Origin of the sequence: Mesorhizobium sp. M0437 (assembly GCF_040321335.1) — a bacterium.
Classification (GTDB): domain Bacteria; phylum Pseudomonadota; class Alphaproteobacteria; order Rhizobiales; family Rhizobiaceae; genus Mesorhizobium.
This window is the reverse complement of the sequence record NZ_JAMYRK010000001.1, coordinates 113,013-134,992: the sequence shown is the minus strand read 5'-3', so window position 1 is coordinate 134,992 and position 21,980 is coordinate 113,013. Positions and strand designations below refer to the sequence as shown.

Genomic DNA, 21,980 nt, shown 5'->3' with positions numbered 1-21,980 from the left:
TCATGCAGCGGCACGGCAGAGTTTCTCGGCGCATTCACTCCGCAGCTTGCAGACGCCGCCCGTCGATAATCGTCTTGATCTCGGCGCGGCAAGAGCCGCAATTGGTGCCGGCGTGAAGGGCGGCGCCGATTGCCGCGACGCTGGTACAGCCGCCGCGTACCGCTTCCGCGATCTGGTTGGCACCGACCCCGAAACAGGCGCAGACGGTGGCACCGCGGTCGACGCTGTTGCCGCCCGGCCGCCCGGCGACAATCGCCAGCCGCGCCTGCCGATCAGCATGGTCAGCACCAAGTTGTTCGACTGCCCACCCGCGCGACACCGCTACCGGGGTGGGCGCAAGATAAAGCGCGCCGACCAGCCGAGTTCCCGCGAAACGGGCGAAGCGATGGTGCCCGCCGGCGATGTCGTGATAGGCGAGCGTCTCCCCTTCCATGCCTAACAGGGAGGCGCCAAACCCGGTCCAGTCACGGCTGTCCTGCAGCGCAATTTCAAGCCGCCAGCCGGCGGGGCAGCGGGCGAGGCTCCAGTAATCGGCGTCAATCGATGCGGGCCGTTCGGCAAGCACGGCGAAGCCGAAGGCTGTGGCGGCGAACCGCTCGATGCGGGCGGCAACATTCTTCGAGGCCGGTTGGCCTGAAATCGCATCGGTCGTCGGCGCGACCAGTGCATCGACGCGCGCGCGGGCGGAGAACTGATCGGTCCAGTGCATCGGTACGAATACAGAGCCTTGGCGTTGACGCACCGTCACCAGGGCGCGGACCAGCACCTCGCCATGGGCAGTCGAGACGCGGACGATCTCGGCATCGCCGATGCCGAAGTGCTGCGCATCCGACGGGTGGATTTCGACGAACGGTTCGGCCATGTGCTGCGACAAGCGCGGGCTCTTGCCGGTCCGCGTCATGGTGTGCCAATGGTCGCGCACGCGCCCGGTGTTGAGCACCAGCGGGAAGTCCGGGCTGGTGCGGGTTTGTGCGGCTGGGCGGATGGCAATGAAGCGTGCCTTGCCGTCGGGCGTGTAGAAATTGCCGTTGGCGAAGAAGCGGGTGCTTTTGACCTCCGGCTGGCGCCGCGCGCGCCCCTCTGGCCTGCCGGCCATCTCCCCTTCAAAGGGGGAGATTGGCAGTTTTGCCGGCACCACCTTTTCAGCAATGGCAACGATTGGCGAAACCGGTGGTGACATCCAATCTCCCCCCTTGAGAGGGAGATGGCCGGCAGGCCAGAGGGGGGTGCCTTGGCTCGGCGCTGGCCATTGGAATGGCGCCAACTCCTCATACGTCCCTGCATCGATCCCGGCGTAGGCGCCGATGTCGAAATCGCGTGCCCCGTCATTCTCGAATGTCGACAACGCGGCATGCTCGGCGAAGATGTTGGCCGGCGACACATGCGAAAAAGCCTCGCCGAAGCCCATCCGCTTGGCGACTTCAGCGATGATCCACCAGTCGGCTCTTGCCTCACCGGGCGTGGCCAAAAAGGCTCGCTGGCGCGAGATGCGGCGCTCCGAATTGGTGACGGTGCCATCCTTTTCGCCCCATGCGGTGGCCGGCAGCCGGACATGGGCGTGGCGGACCGTGTCGGTCTTGGCCAGCACGTCGGAGACCACGACAAACGGGCAGGCCTTGATCGCCGCCTCGACGGCATCGGCATCCGGCATCGAATCGACGGGGTTGGTGGCCATGATCCACAGCGCCTTGATGCGTCCGTCGGCCACCGCTTGGAACATCTCGACCGCTTTCAGGCCGGGTTTTTCGGCGACGGTTGGGGCATTCCAGAAGCGTTGCACGCGTTCGCGGTGCTCGGGGTTTTCGATCTCCATGTGGGCGGCCAGCATGTTGGCCATGCCGCCGACCTCACGGCCGCCCATGGCGTTGGGCTGGCCGGTCACCGAGAACGGCCCGGCGCCGGGCTGGCCTATGCGGCCGGTGGCCAGATGGCAGTTGATGATGGCGTTGACCTTGTCGGTGCCCGCAGACGACTGGTTCACGCCTTGGCTGTAGACGGTCACCGTCTTCGCCGTCGCGGCAAACAGGCTGTAGAAGCGGGCCAGTTCGTCCTCACTGAGACCCGTGGCAGCCGCGATGCCGGCAAGATCGAGCGCCGAGGCGGCGAAAAGCGCTTGCCCGAAGCCGGTCGTGTGCGCCGTGATATAGGTGCGGTCCAGCGCGTTGTGCTGGCCGAGATAGGCGAGCAGGCCGGTGAACAAAGCGACGTCACCATCGGGCGCGATCGCCAGATGCATGTCGGCGATGTCTGAGGTCATGGTGTGGCGAGGATCGATCAGCACCACCTTCATCTCGGGCCGCTTTTCCCGGGCGGCGGCAATGCGCTGGTAGAGTACAGGATGGCACCAGGCGAGATTGGAGCCGACCAGCACGATCAGGTCGGCAAGTTCCAGATCCTCGTAATTTCCCGGAACGGTGTCCGAGCCAAAGGCGCGGCGGTGGCCGGCGACCGACGAGGCCATGCACAGGCGCGAATTGGTGTCGATATTGGCCGAGCCGATAAAGCCTTTCATCAGCTTGTTGGCGACGTAATAGTCCTCGGTCAGCAACTGGCCGGAAACATAAAAGGCGACCGAACCTGGGCCGTGTTCGGCAATGGTTTGCGAGAAGGTCGAAGCGACAAGGTCGAGCGCTTCGTCCCAGTCGGTGCGGCGACCGTGGATCTCCGGGTATAGCAACCTGCCGTCGAGATCGATGGTCTCAGCCAGCGCCGAGCCTTTGGAGCAGAGCCGGCCGAAATTCGCCGGGTGGTCCGGGTCGCCGCGAACGGTTATTTCACCGTCCGCGGCGACCTTCGCCAGCACGCCGCAACCCACCCCGCAATAGGGGCAGGTGGTCCTCACCTCGCGCGCTTCATCAATCTGCATGGTTCACGCCGCGCGGCTGGCCGGCGCTTCCAGCGCAATGAACAGCCGCTCGCCGTCGATCCGCACCGCAATGGTGCGCACCGCGCCCTCGTCCGCGCCGAGCGCCTTGCCTGTCTCCAGCGAGATCACCCAATTGTGCAAGGGACAGGTCACCGCCGTGCCATGGACGATGCCCTGGCTGAGCGGCCCACCTTTGTGCGGGCAATGGTCGTCGATGGCAAAGACCTGATCGTTGGCCGTGCGAAAGACGGCGATCTTTCCTTCCGGCGTGGCGACGCAGCGCGCGCCGCGACGCGGAATGTCCGAGAGCGTGCCGATCGATACCCAATTCATGTGGCCATTCCTCTTTTGCGCGTGTTCTTGTCCGAAAACCGCATTCCACTTTTCGGGAACACGCGCCTACTCCGCCGCCTGGGCAAAGCCGACCGAAGCCATCGGCCGGAATTCATGCTTGTCCTTGCCGGAAGCACGTTCCGACCATGGGTCGACCTGGGCGAATTTCTGCGAAAAGACGAAGCGGTCGAAATAGGCTTTGCGCTTCTCGCCATCGTCCATGATCTGACGCTTGATCTCAGCTATGCCGACGCGCTTGGCCCATTTGTAGATACGCTCGAGATAGCGACCCTGCTCGCGATACATCTGCGTCAACGCCACGATATGCTCCAGCGCCTCGTCCTCGGTCTTGACCAGGCCGAGCACTTCGGTGCCCTTGATGTCGAGACCGGCGGCGCCGGCGAAATGGATCTCGTAGCCGCTATCGACGCAGATCACGCCGACATCCTTGCAGGTCGCCTCGGCACAGTTTCGCGGACAGCCCGACACCGCCATCTTGACCTTGGCCGGGGTCCACGAGCCCCACATGAATTTTTCGATACGGATGCCCAAGCCGGTCGAATCCTGCGTGCCGAAGCGGCACCAGTCCGAGCCGACACAGGTCTTCACCGTGCGCAGTCCTTTGGCATAGGCGTGGCCGGAGACGAAGCCGGCCTGGCCGAGATCGGCCCATACCGCCGGCAGGTCTTCCTTGCGGATGCCGAGCATGTCAATGCGCTGGCCGCCGGTGACCTTGACCATCGGGATCTCGAACTTGTCGACGACGTCGGCGATGGCGCGCAATTCGGCGGCGTTGGTGACGCCGCCCCACATGCGCGGCACTACCGAATAGGTGCCGTCCTTTTGGATGTTGGCGTGGACGCGCTCGTTGATGAAGCGCGACTGGTAATCGTCGGCGTATTCGTCGGGCCAGTCGCAGACGAGATAATAGTTGAGCGCCGGCCGGCATTTGGCGCAGCCGCAGGAGGTCTTCCACTCCAGTTCCTGCATGACGGCGGGAATGGTCTTCAGGCCCTTGGCCTTGATCAGCCGGCGGACCTCGTCATGGCCAAGCGCGGTGCAGCTGCACATCGGCTGGACCGCCGCGGGGTTGTATTTGTCGCCGATGGTCAGCACCATCAGCTTTTCGACCAGCCCGGTGCAGGAGCCGCAGGAGGCCGACGCCTTGGTGTGGGCGCGCACATCGTCGAGCGAGGTCAAGCCCCTGGCCGTGATCGCGCCGGTGATCTTTCCCTTGCATACGCCGTTGCAACCGCAGATTTCCGCATCATCCGGCAAGGCTGCAACGGCCGCCATAGGGTCCAGGGGGGCGCCTCCCTGGTAGGACTGGCCGAAGATGAGCGTATCGCGCATCTCGGATATGTCGGTCTGCTTCTTCTTGAGGTCGTTGAACCAGGCGCCGTCCGCCGTCTCGCCATAGAGCACGGTGCCGATGATGCGGTCGTCCTTGAGTACCAGGCGCTTGTAGACGCCGGCCGCGGCATCGCGCAGCACGATCTCCTGGCGGTCATCGCCCTCGGCGAAGTCGCCGAGAGAGAACAGCTCGATGCCGGTGACCTTGAGCTTAGTCGGCGTGTCCATGTGGACGAAAGCCGCCGCCTCATTGCCGGCCAGATGGCTGGCGGCGACGCGCGCCATCTCGTAGAGCGGCGCGACCAGCCCGTAGACCTGGCCGTTGACCTCGGCGCATTCGCCGATTGCGTAGATATCGGGATCGTTGCTGCGCATGCCGGCGTCGACGACGATGCCGCGATTGACCGCAATGCCGGCTTCCTTCGCCAGCGCCGCATTCGGCCTGATGCCCACCGCCATGACGACGAGCGTTGCGGGAATGACTGTGCCGTCGGCAAGCTCCACCCGCTCGACCTTGCCGTTGCCGGTGATCGCCTGGGTGTTGGCCTTGGTGATGACCTTGATGCCGCGCTGCTCGACGGCGCGCTGCAGGAGATATCCGGCGGCCGGATCGAGCTGACGCTCCATCAGCGTCGGCATGACGTGCAGCACGGTGACGTCCATGCCCTGCGCGTTCAGACCCGCAGCCGCTTCCAGGCCGAGCAGGCCGCCGCCGATGACGACAGCCTTGGCCCGCGACTGGGCGGCAAGCATCATCGCCCGGACGTCGTCGAGATCGCGATAGGTGAGCACGCCCGGCAGGTCATGGCCTGGCACCGGAATGATAAACGGCACCGAGCCGGTGGCGATGACGAGCTTGTCGTAGGGCTCGGTCACGCCATGATCGGAGGTGACGGTCTTTGCCTGCCGGTCGATGGCGACGATCTTGTGGCCCTTGTAGAGGGTGATGCCGTGCTTGATGTACCAACCGTCGCCATGGATGATGATCTCCTCATAGGCCTTTTCTCCCGATAGAACCGGCGACAGCATGATGCGGTCGTAGTTCACGCGCGGCTCGGCGTTGAAGATGGTGACCTGGTAGCGCCCAGGCGCCTTTTCCAGGAGATGCTCCAGCATGCGCCCGGGGGCCATGCCGTTGCCGATGATGACGAGTTTCTCGGTCATGTCCTGATCCACTCCGCTCTCACTCAGCCGCGTAGGAAAGGCCTGAAGCTTCGTCAGACGCCGTGCGCTCCATCCGCCGGATGGAAAAATGCATCCAGGCAAAGCAGGTGGCGACAATGACGAAGAGCAGCATGAAGCAGCTCGACCAGACGCCGGTGAGGTCGTTGAGCACGCCGAAGGCGATTGGCAGGATAAAGCCGCCGAGCCCGCCAATCATGCCGACAACGCCGCCGACCGCGCCGACACTCTGCGGATAGTAAGCCGGGATGTGCTTGTAGACGGCGGCCTTGCCAAGGCTCATGAAGAAGCCGAGCACACAGGCAACGGCTATGAAGGCAAGCGGGCCGATCTCGAAATGGAAGGCGATCGGCCCGCTGATACCGCGCACGACGTAGTCTGCCGAGGGGAGAGACAGAACGAGAGTCGCGACGGCACTGACAGCGAAGGTGCAGTAGAGCACGGTGCGGGCGCCGATCCGGTCGGAAAGCACGCCGCCATAGGCGCGGAAAATACTTGCCGGAATTGAATAGGCCGCGCCAATCATGCCGGCGGTCGCAAGCCCGAAGCCGTAGACGCCGATCAGGTAGCGGGGCAGCCACAGCGAGAGCGCCACGAATGCACCGAAGGCGAAGAAATAATAGAAGGCGAAGCGCCAGACCTGCAGGTTCTTGAGCGGCGCGAATTCCTGCAAGAAGCTTCTCTTGGGCGCTGCCTTGCCGGCGCGGCGCTCGCGGATGACCGGATCGTCGCCAGTCGTGAACCAGAAGACGGCGGCCATGACGACGAGTGCTGCCGCCCAGATCAGCGCGACCGACTGCCAGCCCCAGGAAAGAAGCACGAACGGTGCCAGGAACTTGGTGACCGCGGCGCCGACATTGCCGACACCGAAAATGCCAAGCGCCGTACCCTGCTTGCCGGCCGGGAAGAAGCGCGAGACATAGGCGACACCGACGGCGAAGGAACCGCCGGCGAGCCCAACGCCTAATGCGGCGACCAGCATCTGCCCGTAGGTGTGCGCAAAAGCGAGCAGAAAGGTCGCGACCGCCGCCGCAAGCATGGTCGCGGTGTATACCAGCCGTCCGCCAAAACGGTCGGTCCAGACACCGAGCACCATACGCACGAGCGAGCCGGTGAGGATCGGCGTGCCGACGAGCAGGCCGAACTCCGTCTCGTTCAGCCCCAACTCCTGCTTTATGCGCACGCCGATGATTGAAAAGATCGTCCACACCGCGAAGCAGACGGTGAAGGCGATGGTGGACATGGCAAGCGCCTGCCGGGGAGCGCTGTCCTGGCTGGGCGCGGCTGGGAGATTTGCGGTCATTTTCTGGCTCCGGTTTGCGGCGTGGGAGGCACCGCCCTTGTCTGTTCGTTCGCGACTGTCAGCGGCGCAGCATCGGCGAACTGGTTGAAACCGACCTTTGCGCGGTCACTTCAAGACCCTTGCCGTCAGTCTTGGCGCCGGCGGGAAAGAGGAGGAGCGCGGCGGTGAACAGCGCCGCCGTCAGCGCGCTAGCGGCCAGAAAATCGCGGCGCGTGAAGTCCGCGAGGGACGCGCCAGTTCCGATCCGTTTCGTCATCGTCGTCTCCGGTTGGCGCCGCTTGGGACCAGCGTGTCGATTGCGTCAAAACAAAAAAGCCGCCGGCCAGGTCTTCGCGTCCGGGATTTCGGGAGCGCGTGTGGACCTGAGCGGCAGCTTTGCCTGTGGCGCCCGCCATTGGACGCCGTGTCACTTGGCCCTTGCGGACCCTACATTTTGGAAAGCAGGAAGCGTGCCAATTCGACAGCGCTCTTAATTATAGAATGAAATCAATATGAACCGCAGCCGCGCGACTTTTGACCAAGCTCGGCAGCGGATCAAAGATTAGTCAAAATGCCTTGCACAGCAGCATAATATTTGTGCAATGCGGTAGATTGCCCATTGCCGATGCAGATTTGCCAATGATGATGACGAGTTTCCAATTATGGCCTTACTCCGCGGCTTCGACGAAGCGGTGGCGTTCGTAGAGGAATTTCAGCACCGCCTCGCGGCAGCGCAGGAAGGTGCGGTCGGAGGAAAGCTCAATGCGCCGACGCGGCCGGGCCAGCGGCACGGGAAGAACCTCGCCGATGGTGGCCGCCGGCCCGTTGGTCATCATGACGATGCGGTCGGACAGCAGCACCGCCTCGTCGACATCGTGAGTGATCATGATCGTCGTCGAGCCGAGCCTCGAATGGATATCCATCACCGCGTCCTGAAGATGCGCGCGGGTCAGCGCGTCGAGCGCGCCGAAGGGCTCGTCGAGCAGCAGGATCTTCGGCTCCATGGCCAGCGCCCGGGCGATGCCGACGCGCTGCTTCATGCCGCCCGAAATCTCGGCCGGACGTTTGTCCTTGGCATGCGCCATCTGCACGAGATCGAGATTGCGCATGATCCATTCATGCCGCTCGGCCCGGCTCTTTTTGCCGCCGAAGACCTTGGATACCGCGAGGTTGATGTTTTCGTAGACGGTGAGCCAAGGCAGCAGGCTGTGGTTCTGGAACACCACGGCGCGTTCCGGGCCGGGGCTGTCGACCTCCTTGTCTTCGAGCAGGACGGCGCCGGCCGAGACCTTGGTCAGGCCGGCGATCAGGTTGAGCAAGGTCGACTTGCCGCAGCCGGAATGGCCGATGATCGAGACGAATTCGCCCTTGTCGATAGTCAGCCGGATGTCCTTCAGCACGTCGCTGACCTGGCTGCCGCGGGCGAAGGATTTGTTGATGTGGTCGAGTTTCAGATAGGCCGTCATCGTCCCTCTCCTCACTTTGCCGTTGTGCCGCGGGTGACGAAGACGCCGACCGCCGCGACCAGGCGGTCGAGGCAAAAGCCGGTGATGCCGATATAGGCGAGCGCGACAATGATGTCGGGCAGGCGCGACGAGTTCCACGCGTCCCAGATGAAGAAGCCGATGCCGACGCCGCCGGTCAGCATTTCGGCGGCGACAATGGCGAGCCAGGACAGGCCGATGCCGATCCGCAAGCCGGTGAAGATGTAGGGCGCGGCCGCCGGCACCATGATCTTCACAAAGAACTCGAACTGGTTGAGCCGGAGGATACGGGCGACGTTGCGGTAGTCCTCGGGGATGTTGCGGACACCGACCGCGGTGTTGATGATGATGGGCCAGATCGAGGTGATGAAGATGACGAAGATCGCCGACGGGCTGGAATCGCGGAACGCCGCCAGCGACAGCGGCAGCCACGCGAGCGGCGGCACCGTGCGCAGGATCTGGAAGACCGGATCGAGACCGCGCATCGCCCAGATCGACTGGCCGACGAGCGCGCCGAGCGCGACGCCGACGATTGCTGCCAGGCCGAAGCCCATGGCGACGCGCTGCAGCGACATCAGCACCCGCCAGGCGAGTCCGATGTCCTGCGGGCCATTGTCGAAGAACGGGTGGGCGATCAGGTCATAGGCCTCGTTCCACACCTGGCTCGGCGGTGGCAGGCTGGCCGTGGGCGACGAACAGGCGACCTGCCAGACGACGAGCATAATGGTGATGACGATGACCGGCGGCACCAGCGTGCTGGCCAGTTTGGCGGCGATCGCGGCCGGGTCGAAGCGGCGCCGCGCCCTGGCGGTCAAGGCGATGATTTCGGCGGGCTTGGCCGGTGCGGGGAACGGCTTCACCTTGCGGTCCTCGATGGCTTGGATAGACATTTCTCGAAAAACTCCTTGGCGGCAGGTGCAAGGCAGGCGGCGGTGCCACCGCCTGCCTTGCACCTATGTCAGGCTCAGGCCGACACCTTGATTCTCAGGCTGTCGAGATAGGCCGACGGGTTCTCCGGATCGAAGATCTTGCCGTCGAAGAAGGTTTCGGCGCCGCGCGACGTAGACGCCGGAATATCGGCCGCGGCGACACCAAGATCCTTGGCCGCCTCGCGCCACAGATCCTCACGGTTTACTTGGCCGACCAGTGCTTTGATGTCGGTGGTCGGCGCGAACTTGCCCCAGCGGATATTTTCGGCGAGGAACCAGCTGTCGTGGCTCTTGAAGGGATAGGACACGCCGCCCTTCCAGAACTTCATATAGAGGTCGGTGCCGTTGGCGACGCGGCCATTGCCGTAGTTGATGTCGCCCTTGAGGCGGCCGATGATGTCGGCAGTCGGCACGTTCATCCACTGCCGCTTGCCGATGATGGCGGCCATCTCGTCCTTGTTTTCTTTTGCCTCGCACCATTGCTGGGCTTCCATGACGGCCATCAGGATCGCCTTGGTGGCGTTCGGGTACTTGTCGATAAAGGCGGCGCGCAGGCCGAGCGCCTTTTCCGGATGGCCCTTCCACAGTTCGCCGGTGGTGGCGGCGGTGAAGCCGACGCCCTGGTGGACGAGTTGCTCGTTCCACGGCTCGCCGACACAGAACACGTCCATGTTGCCGACCTTCATGTTGGCGACCATCTGCGGCGGCGGCACGACGATGGTCGAGACGTCCTTGTCGGGATCGATGCCGCCGGCAGCCAGCCAGTAGCGCAGCCAAAGATCGTGCGTGCCGCCCGGGAAGGTCATGGCGGCCTTCACCTCCTTGCCTGCGGCCTTTTTCGCAGCGAAGGCGTCCTTCAGCTTGGAGGCGTCGAGGCCGACGCCGGTGCCGGCATATTCCTGGGCGACGGAAATGCCCTGGCAGTCGTAGTTGAGCCGCGCCACGATCGCCATCGGCAGTGGCTGCTTGTTTTGCGTCACCTTGCCGGTGTGCATCAGATAAGGCATCGGCGTCAGGATATGGGCGCCGTCAATGCCGTTGGCTTCGCCGCCGAGCACCAGATTATCGCGCGTCGCCCCCCAGGAGGCCTGCTTGAGCACCTCGACATCGGGCATGCCGAATTTCTCGAACAGGCCTTTCTCCTTGGCGATCATCAACGGTGCTGCATCAGTCAATGCGATGAAGCCGAGCTTGGCGCCGGTGACTTCCTGCGCGGCGGGCGCCGCATAGGCGCCGGAGGGCAGCAGCGCACGCGCCGCCGCCAGCGTTGCCGCGGTGGCCGCGCTGATCCTCAGGAAATCCCGGCGGCTGATCGCCGTTTGGGCGGAATGGCTATTGGTGCTTTTCGTCATCGTCATCTCCGGTTGGGCGCGGCTTGGGATCGGCGCCGTCGATTGCGTGTTCGACCAAAACAAAAAAAGCCGCCGGCCAGGCCGCGCGCGTCCGTCCATCCGGGATCGCGTGTCGACCTGAGCGGCAGCTTTGCCTGTAGCGCCCGCCATTGGACGCCTATTCCGTGACCCGAGAAGAGTCTGCCTATTGCAAAGCAGGAACCGTGCCAGTTTCGGAATGGATGACAAACATCAATGAGATCAACGGCATGCCACAATCTTCGGCGCGCCGGCCCGCTGGGCGAGCAAGCCAAGGATTGTTCATTAGCGCAGTCGCACGCACATTTTTTGTGCAGCGCACAAGAATGCCGGGGAAATGATCAGGCTTCAGCGCGCGCCAATTTCTGGCCGGCAATGTAGGCGTCGATCTCGTCGGGATCGAATATCTGGCCATCGAAGAAGCCATCGGGACCGAGCACCAGGCTTGCCCCCGCCGAACCGACCGGAGTCGCGGCCTTCAGCGCGCCCTCGACCTTGGCATTGGCACCGGGAAGCGCCACGCCAAGCGGCTTCAACGCCGAGCGGTAGAGATCGGGGCGGTAGCAGTCGCGGGCAATAGCGAGGTTTTCCGGCGTGTGCGCGACATGCCCCCAGCGCACCATCTGCGTGTAGAACCACAGCGCATGGCTCTTCCACGGGAAGTTCGCCGCCTTGTTGAAGGGCAGAAAGAAGTCGCCGACGGTGAGTTCGGCGCCGCCGCCGAGCGCCAGATGCCCGCTGAGAATCGGCATCTGCAGCGCCGGCGCAAGCCCGAGGAAGGCCGGCTGCGCCATCAGGGCCGCGAGTTCGTCACGGTTTGCCGGATCCTGGCACCAGCGCGCCGCGTGATGAAGCGCACGCAGCAGGGCTGAAAGCGCGTCCGGCTCTCTTTCCGCCCATGCCTTGCGCACGCCAACGACTTTCTCCGGGCTGGTCTTCCAGATGGCCGCCTTGACCGTGGCGATGCGGCCGGTGCCGGCGACGACCGCGGCACTGTTCCAAGGTTCGCCGACGCAGTAGCCGTCGATCCTGCCGGCGGCGAGCGCGTCGGCCATGAAGGGGGGCGGCACGATGACAATCTCGATTTCACGCGACGGGTCGATGCCGCAGGCGGCGAGCCAGTAGCGCAATTCGTAATTGTGCCCGGAATGCGGATGGACGACGGCGAAGCGCAGCGGATCGCCGCCGCCATTCGCCCGTTCGCGAATCAGCGCTCGCAATGCCTTGCCGGCCCGCGCCGGATCGAGATCGGGTTGGGCGCCGTGCGCGGCCATGCCGGCCCAGACCGCGTTTGAAACCGTCACGCAATTGCCGCCGAGGCCGAGCGAGAACGGCACGAGGGTATCGGAGGCGAGCGGCGTCAGCCCCAGATTGCAGGCGATCGGCATCGGCCCCAGCATGTGCGCCAGATCGAAGTGGCCGATGGCGATGCGGTCGCGGATGTTGGCCCAGGACGTTTCCCGGTTGAGGGTGAGGTCGATGCCTTCGCGCAAAGCAAAGCCGATTTCCTTCGCCGCGACAAGGATGGCGCTGTCGAAGAGCGGCATGAAGCCAGCATTGATCCGGTGCTCGGCCGCCATTCTCAACTCTCCTCGGGATCCAGAAGCCCTGCCGCCGTCACCAGGCTCTGCGCGATTTCGGCGATCTTGCGGTTCTGGTTCATGGCTGTCTTGCGCAGCAGCGTGTAGGCCGCGTCCTCCGACAGGCCGCGCGATTTCATCAGGATGCCCTTGGCGCGATCGATCACCTTGCGGCTCTCCAACTCGCTGCGGGCTTCTTCCAGTTCGCGCGCCATGCGCGAGAAGGCGTTGAAGCGGCTGATCGCCATGTCGAGGATCGGCTTGACCCGCTCCTGGCGCAGGCCGTCGACGACATAGGCCGATACCCCCGCTTCCACCGCAGCTTCGATCGAAGCCTGATCCGAGCGGTCGACGAACATGGCGATCGGCCGCTTCACCACGCGCGAAAGCTGGAACATGTTTTCGAGCATGTCGCGGTTGGGATTTTCGAGATCGATGACGATCACGTCGGGTTCGATCTCGGCGATCCGCCGCGCGATGCCGGCGACGTCGTGGATGACCGTGACCTGCTGATGCCCGGCCTCCCGCAATCCCGCTTCGATTATCGAAGCGCGAATGTGGTTTTCATCGATCACCAGAACAGTGAGGGATTTGCGGATCATGCCGCATTTTGCGCAGGCGAGACGATTGTGCAATGCGGCATGGCGAGATTCACGGAAACAAAGCCGGCGTCCAGGCGCCGCCTGAGGAATTGGACGACGGCCGGCGCCACGAAGTTGACGCCGCGGGCGCCGCACCCGCCTGATCGGCTGCCTGCAGGTCTGTCGGCGCACGGTGATCGCGTCGGGCGGAAGCAGACATCGCAAGCGAGGACTCCGGAGGTCGCGGTTGCGCCCTCAAGCCCCGCCTGGTCGACCAGATAGAAGATCGCATTGGCCTCTCCGCCCGGCATCGTCTCGCTGAACTGGATGCGGCTGTCAGGCTGGATCAGACCGAGCAGGGTCTCCGCGGCACCTCGACGCCGAGGTTGCGCAGATCGTAGCCGTTGCCGCGCCGCGCCGATTTTCTGGAGTGATAACCGCGCTCGCGCGGCGAATTCGTAACCCTACTCGGCGGCCGTCTCCGATGGCGCCTCTGCCGGCCCCGAAGGTTCGGCCTCGGCACGGGGCTTGCGCTGTGAAAACAGCGACCTGAGCGTGACGTAGAACACCGGCGTCAGGAACAGGCCGACGAAGGTGACGCCGAGCATGCCGGAGAATACCGCGGTGCCGAGCGACTGGCGCATTTCTGCGCCCGGTCCCGTTGCGATCATCAGCGGCACGACGCCGAGGATGAACGAGAAGGCGGTCATCAGGATCGGCCGCAGCCTGAGCCGGCAGGCTTCGACGGCAGCCTCGGCGGCCGACAGCCCGCGTTCCTGCGCCTGCCGCGCGAATTCGACGATCAGGATCGCGTTCTTCGCGGCAAGCCCGATCAGCACGATGAGGCCGATCTGCACGAGGATGTTGTTGTCCAGCCCTCGGAAAGACACGCCGAGCAACGCCGCGAGCACGCCGAGCGGCACCACCAGCACAATGGCGAACGGCAGCACCCAGCTTTCATATTGCGCCGCCAGCGCCAGGAACACGAACAGCACCGACAGTCCGAAAATATAGACAGCGGCATTGCCGGTGTTGCGCTCCTGATAGGCGAGCTCGGTCCATTCATAGGAGGTACCGGCCGGCAGCGTCTTTGCCGTGATCCCTTCCATCAATGCCAGCGCGTCGCCCGTGGAAACGCCGGGCGCGGCGTTGCCCTGCAGCGGCACTGAGACGTACATGTTGTAGCGCTGGACCAGCGCCGGGCCGGTGACGTCGCGGATCTCGATCAACGTGCCGAGCGGAACCAGCGCGCCGGTCGCCGAGCGCACCTTCAGTTTCAAGATGTCGGCGCGATCGAGACGGAACGCCTGGTCGGCCTGCGCCCGCACCTGGTAGACGCGCCCGAAAGCGTTGAAGTCGTTGACGTAGGCGGTACCCAAATTGATCGACAGCGCCTCGAAGATGTTGGGGATCGGCACGTTCAGGATGCGCGCCTTGTCGCGATCGATCGCCAGGAAGAATTGCGGGCTCGACGCGGAGAAGGTGGTGAACACGCCCGTCAGCCCCGGCGTCTTGTTGGCCTTGCCGGCGATTTCGTAGGCAAGCGCCAGGATCTGCCGCATGTCGGCGCTGTTGCGCTCCTGGATCTGCAGCTTGAAGCCGCCGGCATTGCCGACGCCGCGGATCGGCGGCGGTGGCAGTGCGATAATGAAGGCTTCCTTGATGCTTTGCAGGCTGCCGAACAGATTGCCGATGACCTGGGTCGCCGACTGGCCGGCTTTCAGTCGCTCGTCAAACGGCTTGAACCTGGCGAAGATCACGCCCGCGTTGCTGGCGTTGGTGAAGGTCGCGCCGGAGAAGCCGGCGAAGGCGACAGCGTAATCGACGCCTGGCGTTTTCTGGATGATCTGCGACGCCTGCTGGATGACCGAATCGGTCCTCGACAGCGAAGCGCCGTCCGGCAACTGGACGACGACGATCGCATAGCCCTGGTCAAGCGACGGAATGAAACCGCGCGGCACCGCCTGCACCATGTAGACCGTGGCGTAGATGAGGGCCGCGAAAACGGCCAGCATGGCGGCCATCGTTATCCACGAGCCGACCAGCACGCGGATAATGCTCGAATACCAATGGGCGACCCTGTCGAAGCCGCGATTGAAGCCGTCGGCGAGCGCCCGTCCGAACCGCGCCAGGAAAAAGCGCGGCGGCGCCGCCGCGGCGTGATGCGGCTTGAACAGCAGTGCGGCCAGCGCCGGCGAAAGCGTCAGCGAATTGAATGCCGAGATCGCCGTCGACACCGCGATGGTGATAGCAAACTGCAGATAGAACTGCCCAGAAATGCCGGGGATGAAGGCTGTCGGCACGAACACGGCTATCAGCACCAGCGAGATCGCGATGACGGCCGTTCCGACTTCGTCCATGGTCAGGTGCGACGCCGGACTGGGCGCCAGCCCTCTGGCGATATTGCGCTCGACGTTTTCGACCACGACGATCGCATCGTCGACGACGATGCCGATCGCCAGAACGAGGCCGAACAGCGTCAGCATGTTGAGCGAGAAGCCGGCGGCGTAAAGTACCGCCAGCGTGCCGATCAGCGACACGGGAATCGCCACGATCGGCACGATCGCCATGCGCCACGATTGCAAGAAGACGATGATGACGATGATGACCAGCAGCATCGCCTCGAGGATCGTCTTGTAGACCTCCTGGATCGACTCGGCGACGAACTCGGTCGGATTGTAGACGATGTCGTAGCTCAACCCCTTCGGGAAGTCGCGGGAAAGCTCCTTCATCTTGTCCTGGATCTCCGCGGCTGCGGCGAGCGCATTGGTGCCCGGCCGCTGGAAGATGGCGAGCGCCACCGCCGGTTTGCCGTTGAGATAGGAGTTGGTGACGTAATCCTTGGCGCCGAGCTCGATGCGCGCCACGTCCTGGAGCGAGATCAGGCGGCCGTCGTCGGTCGATTTGACGATCACGTATCGGAAGTCGCGTGCGTCGTTGAAGCGGCCTTGCGTTGTGACCGTGTACTGGAACGCCGTGCCGGTGCTGGTCGGCGGCGCGCCGATCGAGCCGCCCGACACCTGGACATTCTGGTCGCGCAGCGCCTGCACCACATCGCCCGAGGTCATCCCCAGGGCGGACAGTTTTTCCGGATCGAGCCAGATGCGCAGCGAATATTCGCGTTCGCCGAAGATGATGAGGTCGCCGACGCCGTCTAGTCTGAGCAGTATGTCGCGCACCCGCGAGCGGGCGTAGTTCGAGACGTAGAGTTGGTCGTAGGTATTGTCGGGCGACAGCATGTGCACGACCATCATCAGGTCGGGCGAGGTCTTGGTGGTGGTGATGCCGAGGCGGCGGACTTCTTCGGGCAGGCGCGGCTCGGCGACCGACACGCGGTTCTGCACCAGCACCTGCGCCTGGTCGAGATCGGTGCCCAGCTTGAAGGTGATGGTCAGCGCCATCGCCCCGTCGCCCGACGAATAGGACGACATGTAGAGCATGCCCTCGACGCCGTTGATCTCCTGCTCGATCGGCGTTGCCACCGTCGCTGCGACCGTCTCGGCGTCTGCGCCCGGATACTGGGCGCGAACGACGATGGTCGGCGGCGCGATCTCGGGATATTGCGCGACCGGCAGCTGGGTATAAGCAATCCCGCCGAGGATCAGCAGGACGATCGAAACGACCGATGCGAAGATCGGACGGTCGACGAAGAAATGTGCGAACCTCATTGCTGCAACTCGGCGGTCTCGGCCCTGGGCGGCAACGTCACCATCTCGACCTTGACCTTGGTGCCGGGCCTGGCGTGCATCAGCCCGTTGACGATGATCGTCTCATCGCCGGTCAGGCCCTGGCGGATCACCCGGTAGCCGTCGAGAAGCGGGCCGGTGCGCACGGGCTTCGCCGACACCATCCCGGCCTCATCCACCAGGAACACGATGCGGCGATCCTGATCGGCGCCGATCGCCTCGTCGGGCACCAGCACGCCGCTATGCGGCAGCGACCCCGGCACGTTGATGCGTCCGAACATGCCTGGCTGGAGAATGCCGTCGGCGTTGGGAAACCTTGCACGCACCCGCATGGTGCCGGTCGCGTTGTCGATCCGGTTCTCGGCAAAATCGAGCTTGCCTTTGAATACCGCCTCCGCGCGGTCGGCGACGCGAACCACCACCTCGAGCCCGCCGGCGCCTTCCTGCATGCTGCCGCCGCGCTCCTTCGCGTCGCGGGCGTAGCTGAAATACAGGCGCTCATCGACGTCGAAATAGAAGTCGATCGGATCGCGCGTAACGATGGTCGTCAGCAAGGTGGAATCCGGCTGCACGAGGTTGCCGACCGACACCAGCCGGCGGTCGATGCGGCCGGACAAGGGCGCCTTGATCTCGGTGAATTCCATGTTCAGTCTGGCCGTCGTCAGCGCAGCCGTCGCGCCCTGCATCTGCGCCTGCGCCGAAAGGTATTCCCGCCGGCGGTCGTCGACCGTCGCGGTTGAGATATTGCCGGTCTTGGCGAGTTCGTCGGCGCGATCCAGCTGCATCTTGGAGAATTCGAGCAGACTCTTGGCGACGTCCACTTGCGACTTGGCGGCATCATAAGCCGCCTGGTACGGACGCTGATCGATGGTGAAGAGCAGGTCGCCCTTGTTGACCAGTGCGCCGTCCTGGAAGCTGACCTTGTCCAGATAGCCGCTGACGCGCGAACGGATGGCGACCTGGTCGAGGGCTTCGAAGCGCCCGACGAACTCGTCGTCTTCGACGATTTCACGGACCACCGGCTTGGCCGCCGTCACCACGGGTAACTGTTGGTCCTGCGCAAACGCAGTGCTGCTGAAAGCCATGCCGAGCAGGAATGCCGCCGACACGGCGGCGCGGGTAAGCCAGCCGGCCGATCGACAGGGTCGCCCGCCCGCGTCGCGATGCAATTGCCCATTCTCTTGGGTGTCCATTTGCGTCCTCGCCCGCTGGACCCGGAGGTCGATTGATCCGCTTCTACGCTCAGGCTTTTCGTCGAAATCAGAGCACTACAGTGTTGTGCATGGCAACATGATCATTTTCGATGTGGGCTGAAATGTCCACCCTGTGGCTGCCCCGCCACCCGCCACTTGCGATGCAGATCCACCGGGCGGTCCGGGGATGCCATTGAGAGGGGGCGGCTAGACCTGGGAACAGACCTTGGTCCCGTCGGGCTGAACGTCCGCAATCCTTCTTCAAACGTTAAAGCCGCCATTTCGCTATCGGCCCCAAACGCGACGTCTGAGTACTGGTTCGGCGATGAACACTCTGGCGCTTGCTGATGTTGAGCGACGTCAGCTTTCGCCCAAACCGCGTCAGCCCTTACACCACCAACCTCCCCTGCTCCGCGTCCTCTGCATTGGGATCGCCCGGCGCGGTCGCCCAGGCGAGCTCCACCAGCGTCACCGTCCGCCTTCCAACCCCGTCGAGCTGGCAGACGATCAGCCCCTGCTCCTCGATATATATCAGCAGGCGCCGGGCGCGGCGTAGCGAGTGCGAGCCGTAGGCGCGGGCGATCGCCGCGTCGCTCGGGCAGGGCCAGCCCTCCTTGGCGGCGCGGGCGATCATCATGAACACGCCTTGCATGTCCTCGGGGAGCAGCGAGGCGCGCGCCGAGACGTCCTGCCAAGCGTCATCGCCTGCCATGTCGGAGCCGAGGCCGGCGCGGGCGCGGGTCAGCATGCGGCGGAACTCCGGCAGGTCCGGCACGACCGAGGCGAGGCCCTCGATGCGGCAGCGGACAACGAACTCCTGATAAAGCACGCCGATGACCCGGAAGCCGGCATCGGGTTGCGCCAGCACGGCGCGCAGCACCCGGTCGACGCGCTCGCGGCGCTCCGCCAAATCCTCGGCGCTGATCGGCGGCTCCACCGCTTCGGGGCGGATTTCCAGCGCCGCCGATTTCGCCGCCATCAGCTGGTCGAGCAGGTCCGGCGACGACCGGCGCTGCGGCCGGACGGTTTCGGGCGGCGGGGCCGCCAGGATGATCGCGCGCGCGTCCTCCAACGCCGATTCCGGCAGCGGCATCAGGCGCGGGGTCGCGTTGCGCGGACTTGTATCGGTCGGGCCGATCCGCAAGCCCAGCGGACGGCGCGACAGCGCCGGGCCGAGCGCCATGAATTGCCCGCGCTCGAGGTCGCGAAAAGCCTCCGCCTGGCGCCGCTCCATGCCGAGCAGGTCGGCGGCGCGCGCCATGTCGATATCGAGAAAGGTCCGGCCCATGAGGAAATTGGAAGCCTCGGCCGCGACGTTCTTGGCAAGCTTGGCCAGCCGCTGGGTGGCGATGATGCCGGCCAGCCCGCGTTTGCGGCCGCGGCACATCAAATTGGTCATGGCGCCGAGCGAGAGCTTGCGCGCCTCGTCGGAAACCTCGCCGGCGACAGCCGGCGCGAACAGCTGCGCTTCGTCAACCACCACCAGCATCGGGTACCAGTGGTCGCGGGCGACCTCGAAAAGCCCGCCGAGAAAGGCGGCGGCGCGCCGCATCTGGTTCTCGGCGTCGAGCCCCTCGAGATTGAGCACCGTGGAGACGCGGTGGATGCGCGCCCGCTCGCCGGCGCTCTGCAGGCCGCGCTCGGTATGCTCCTCGGCGTCGATCACCAGGTGGCCGAAACGGTCGTCCAGCGTCACGAAGTCGCCTTCGGGGTCGATGATGGTCTGCTGCACCCAGGGCGCGCTCTGCTCCAAGAGCCGGCGCAGCAGGTGGGACTTGCCGGAGCCCGAATTGCCCTGCACCAAAAGGCGGGTCGCCAGCAGCTCCTCGAGATCCAGCGCCGCCGGGGCGCCTGCGCTCGTCTGGCCCATCTCGATCGCAACGGTCATGTCTCGACTCTCCTTGCGGAGAGGGCTTATCAATCGCATCACAGCCCGTCGAGCGCGGCATGGCCGGCGCCCCGTGTTGCGCACAGGCTGGATGTCGCGTGGATACGGAACGTACCGTTTCGATTCGATGAGGCTTGTCTCCTCAGGTCGAAAACCGGTACCCGCCTTTCACCGGCTGGGCCTGCCTGGCTTTCTGCGAGCCGGCGCGCGCGGCCGCTGCAAGAATGCTCTCCACCAGATCCTTATCGCGCAGCGGTTTGCCGAGCAGCGGCACGTCGGGGGGCCGGCCGGCGATCGCGTCGGCATCGGCATATCCGGTTATCATCACCGCCGGCCAATCGGCCCGCAGATTGCGGGCGAACCGAATGACCTCCAGGCCCGAGACGAGCGGCATGGCAAAATCGGTGACGATGACATCGAAATCGTACGGCGCGCGCTCGATCATCGCCAGCGCTTCGGCACCGCCCGCGGCACAGGTAACCGCAAAGCCGTGTTGGCGAAGCGATTGCGCCGTCAGTTCCCGCAGTACGTTGCTGTCGTCGATCAGCAGGACCGATGGATAGTCCTCGCCGGCATTCACGACGCTGTCGTCGGCATCGGATTTCTCGGGGATTTCGACCGGACGCTCGATTGAACGCGGCAGCCAGAGCTGGACGGATGTTCCACTGCCGACGGTGCTTTCAATGCGAAGCGTGCCGCCCGATTGCTTGACGAAACCATGCACCGTGCTCAGACCGAGGCCAGTGCCCTTGCCGACCGGTTTTGTGGTGAAGAACGGTTCGACGACCTTGGCGAGAATGTCAGCCGGTATGCCCGACCCGGTGTCCTTGACGGTGACCACGACATAGTCGCCCGCCGAAATATCCTCGGCTGCACGGCCTAGCGTTCGATTTTGCGCCTCCACGATTATCGTGCCGCCGGACGGCATGGCATCGCGCGCGTTGAAGACCAGGTTCATCAGCGCGAGCTCCAGCTGGCTGGCATCGACATGCGCCGGCCACACAGTGTCGTCGACAAGCCAATCGAAACGGATCAGGCCGCCCAGGACCGGGGCCACCAACCCGTTCATTGTATCGCCGAGCGCGGCGAGGCGCACGGCCTGCGGCCTCAGCGTCTGGCGGCGCGAGAACGCAAGCATGCGGTTGACGAGCTCGGCGCCTTGTTTTGCCGACCGGCGTGTCAGTTCCAGAACCTGCCTGGTCTGTCCATCGAACTCGGCGTGGCGCTCGAGCAATCCCAATCCGCTGAGAATTGCGGCAAGCAGATTGTTGAAATCATGCGCCAGCCCGCCGGTAAGCTTGCCGATCGCGTCGAGGCGCTGCGATTGCAGCAGCTGGTTCTCAAGCTCGCGCCGCTCGGTAACGTCCAGCAACGTGCCGAGGATCTCAGGCTCTTTGCCGTCGGAGCCATTCGACAGGACGCCCTGGTCGAGAAAAATCCGGTAATTGCCGTCGGCGCATTGCCAGCGGAATTCGCAGGTGTAGGAGCCGGCGGCCTTGGCTGCGAGCAGGACCTCCCTCACTCTCGGCAGATCGTCGGGATGAACCCGGCTCAGGCCGAAGCCTGGATCGGATGTCAGGCGTTCGGGAGGAAAGCCGGTCAGGCGTTCGACCCCTTCGGTGACAAAGCTGGCGCCGAACGGCGGCTCCGCCGCCCTTGCGTGGAAGCAGACCGGAAGAGAGCTCAAAATGGCATGCTGCCGCTCCTGGGCGCTGCGCAGGGCTCGCTCGGCCTCGAGCTTTTCCTTCTGCGCCTGCAGTGCCTGGGCCAGCAGCCGTTGCTCGGCAGCCGCCTTTTGCTGGATTTCCAGCGTCTTCTCATGAAGTTCGACGAACACGGCGACCTTGGAACGCAGCATGGCCGGGTCGAAAGGCTTGAACACGTAATCGACCGCGCCGGCGTCGTAGCCGCGCAGCATGTGCGCGTCTTCCTTGTTGATGGCGGTGAGAAAAATTATCGGCGTTCGCCTGGATTGCTCGCGCTGGCGGATCAATCCCGCGGTCTCGTAGCCATCCAGCCGGGGCATCAGCACATCCAGCAGGATGACTGCGAAATCCTCCTTCAGCAGTGCGCGCAACGCCTCTTCGCCCGACTGCACGCAGACGACTTCACCGATAGGGGCCAGAACCTCGCCGATCGCCAGCAGATTGCGCTCGTCGTCATCCACGGCCAGGATGCGCGCCTTTGCCGGCCCTGCTGCCGGCGCCATAACCTCCAGCTTCCTTGCTCCGTTTCTCGACAGTTTCTGCATCG

14 protein-coding genes are annotated in these 21,980 nt (G+C 64.5%); all 14 read right to left on the bottom strand.

Annotation, left to right across the window (positions count from 1 at the left end; all coding sequences use genetic code 11):
* Positions 1 to 34 precede the first annotated feature (34 nt).
* The gene (locus tag NKI72_RS00560; protein WP_352849777.1) at positions 35 to 2,866 is read right to left on the bottom strand and encodes a nitrate reductase; all 2,832 of its coding nucleotides are present in this window, start codon (positions 2,864 to 2,866) and stop codon (positions 35 to 37) included.
* A 3-nt stretch (positions 2,867 to 2,869) separates the two neighbouring features.
* Positions 2,870 to 3,199 carry a nitrite reductase small subunit NirD gene (gene nirD / locus NKI72_RS00555; protein WP_352849776.1) on the bottom strand — a complete coding sequence of 110 codons (330 nt, stop codon included), beginning with the start codon at positions 3,197 to 3,199 and terminating at the stop codon, positions 2,870 to 2,872.
* Between the two features lie 66 nt (positions 3,200 to 3,265).
* On the bottom strand, positions 3,266 to 5,716 hold the full coding sequence (gene nirB / locus NKI72_RS00550) for a nitrite reductase large subunit NirB (RefSeq protein ID WP_023676296.1): 2,451 nt from the start codon (positions 5,714 to 5,716) through the stop codon (positions 3,266 to 3,268).
* A 19-nt stretch (positions 5,717 to 5,735) separates the two neighbouring features.
* Positions 5,736 to 7,037, bottom strand: a complete 1,302-nt coding sequence (locus tag NKI72_RS00545; RefSeq protein WP_352448438.1) for an MFS transporter — start codon at positions 7,035 to 7,037, stop codon at positions 5,736 to 5,738.
* Between the two features lie 58 nt (positions 7,038 to 7,095).
* Positions 7,096 to 7,293: a twin-arginine translocation signal domain-containing protein gene (locus NKI72_RS00540; protein ID WP_352469909.1), complete on the bottom strand. Its 198-nt coding sequence runs from the start codon at positions 7,291 to 7,293 to the stop codon at positions 7,096 to 7,098.
* Between the two features lie 391 nt (positions 7,294 to 7,684).
* Positions 7,685 to 8,482, bottom strand: coding sequence for an ABC transporter ATP-binding protein (locus NKI72_RS00535; protein WP_352681456.1), 798 nt, complete (start codon positions 8,480 to 8,482; stop codon positions 7,685 to 7,687).
* 11 nt (positions 8,483 to 8,493) lie between these two features.
* A complete protein-coding gene (ntrB, locus tag NKI72_RS00530; protein ID WP_352849775.1) occupies positions 8,494 to 9,390 on the bottom strand; it encodes a nitrate ABC transporter permease in 897 nt (298 codons plus the stop codon).
* Positions 9,391 to 9,464: 74 nt separating this feature from the next.
* Positions 9,465 to 10,781, bottom strand: coding sequence for a CmpA/NrtA family ABC transporter substrate-binding protein (locus NKI72_RS00525; RefSeq protein WP_352849774.1), 1,317 nt, complete (start codon positions 10,779 to 10,781; stop codon positions 9,465 to 9,467).
* Positions 10,782 to 11,140: 359 nt separating this feature from the next.
* A complete protein-coding gene (locus NKI72_RS00520; protein WP_352849773.1) occupies positions 11,141 to 12,379 on the bottom strand; it encodes a CmpA/NrtA family ABC transporter substrate-binding protein in 1,239 nt (412 codons plus the stop codon).
* A gap of 2 nt (positions 12,380 to 12,381) precedes the next feature.
* Complete coding sequence (locus tag NKI72_RS00515) at positions 12,382 to 12,981, bottom strand: ANTAR domain-containing response regulator (RefSeq protein ID WP_023676288.1); 600 nt, start codon at positions 12,979 to 12,981, stop codon at positions 12,382 to 12,384.
* A gap of 443 nt (positions 12,982 to 13,424) precedes the next feature.
* A complete protein-coding gene (locus NKI72_RS00510; RefSeq protein WP_352849772.1) occupies positions 13,425 to 16,628 on the bottom strand; it encodes an efflux RND transporter permease subunit in 3,204 nt (1,067 codons plus the stop codon).
* Entirely contained in the window at positions 16,625 to 17,731 is a 1,107-nt protein-coding gene (locus NKI72_RS00505; RefSeq protein ID WP_352470181.1) for an efflux RND transporter periplasmic adaptor subunit, read from the bottom strand. The genes NKI72_RS00510 and NKI72_RS00505 overlap by 4 nt, the downstream gene beginning before the upstream one ends.
* 496 nt (positions 17,732 to 18,227) lie before the next feature.
* The gene (locus NKI72_RS00500; RefSeq protein ID WP_352849771.1) at positions 18,228 to 19,727 is read right to left on the bottom strand and encodes a helicase HerA domain-containing protein; all 1,500 of its coding nucleotides are present in this window, start codon (positions 19,725 to 19,727) and stop codon (positions 18,228 to 18,230) included.
* A gap of 142 nt (positions 19,728 to 19,869) precedes the next feature.
* Positions 19,870 to 21,936, bottom strand: a complete 2,067-nt coding sequence (locus tag NKI72_RS00495) for a PAS domain-containing hybrid sensor histidine kinase/response regulator (RefSeq protein ID WP_352813849.1) — start codon at positions 21,934 to 21,936, stop codon at positions 19,870 to 19,872.
* Between the last annotated feature and the right edge of the window lie 44 nt (positions 21,937 to 21,980).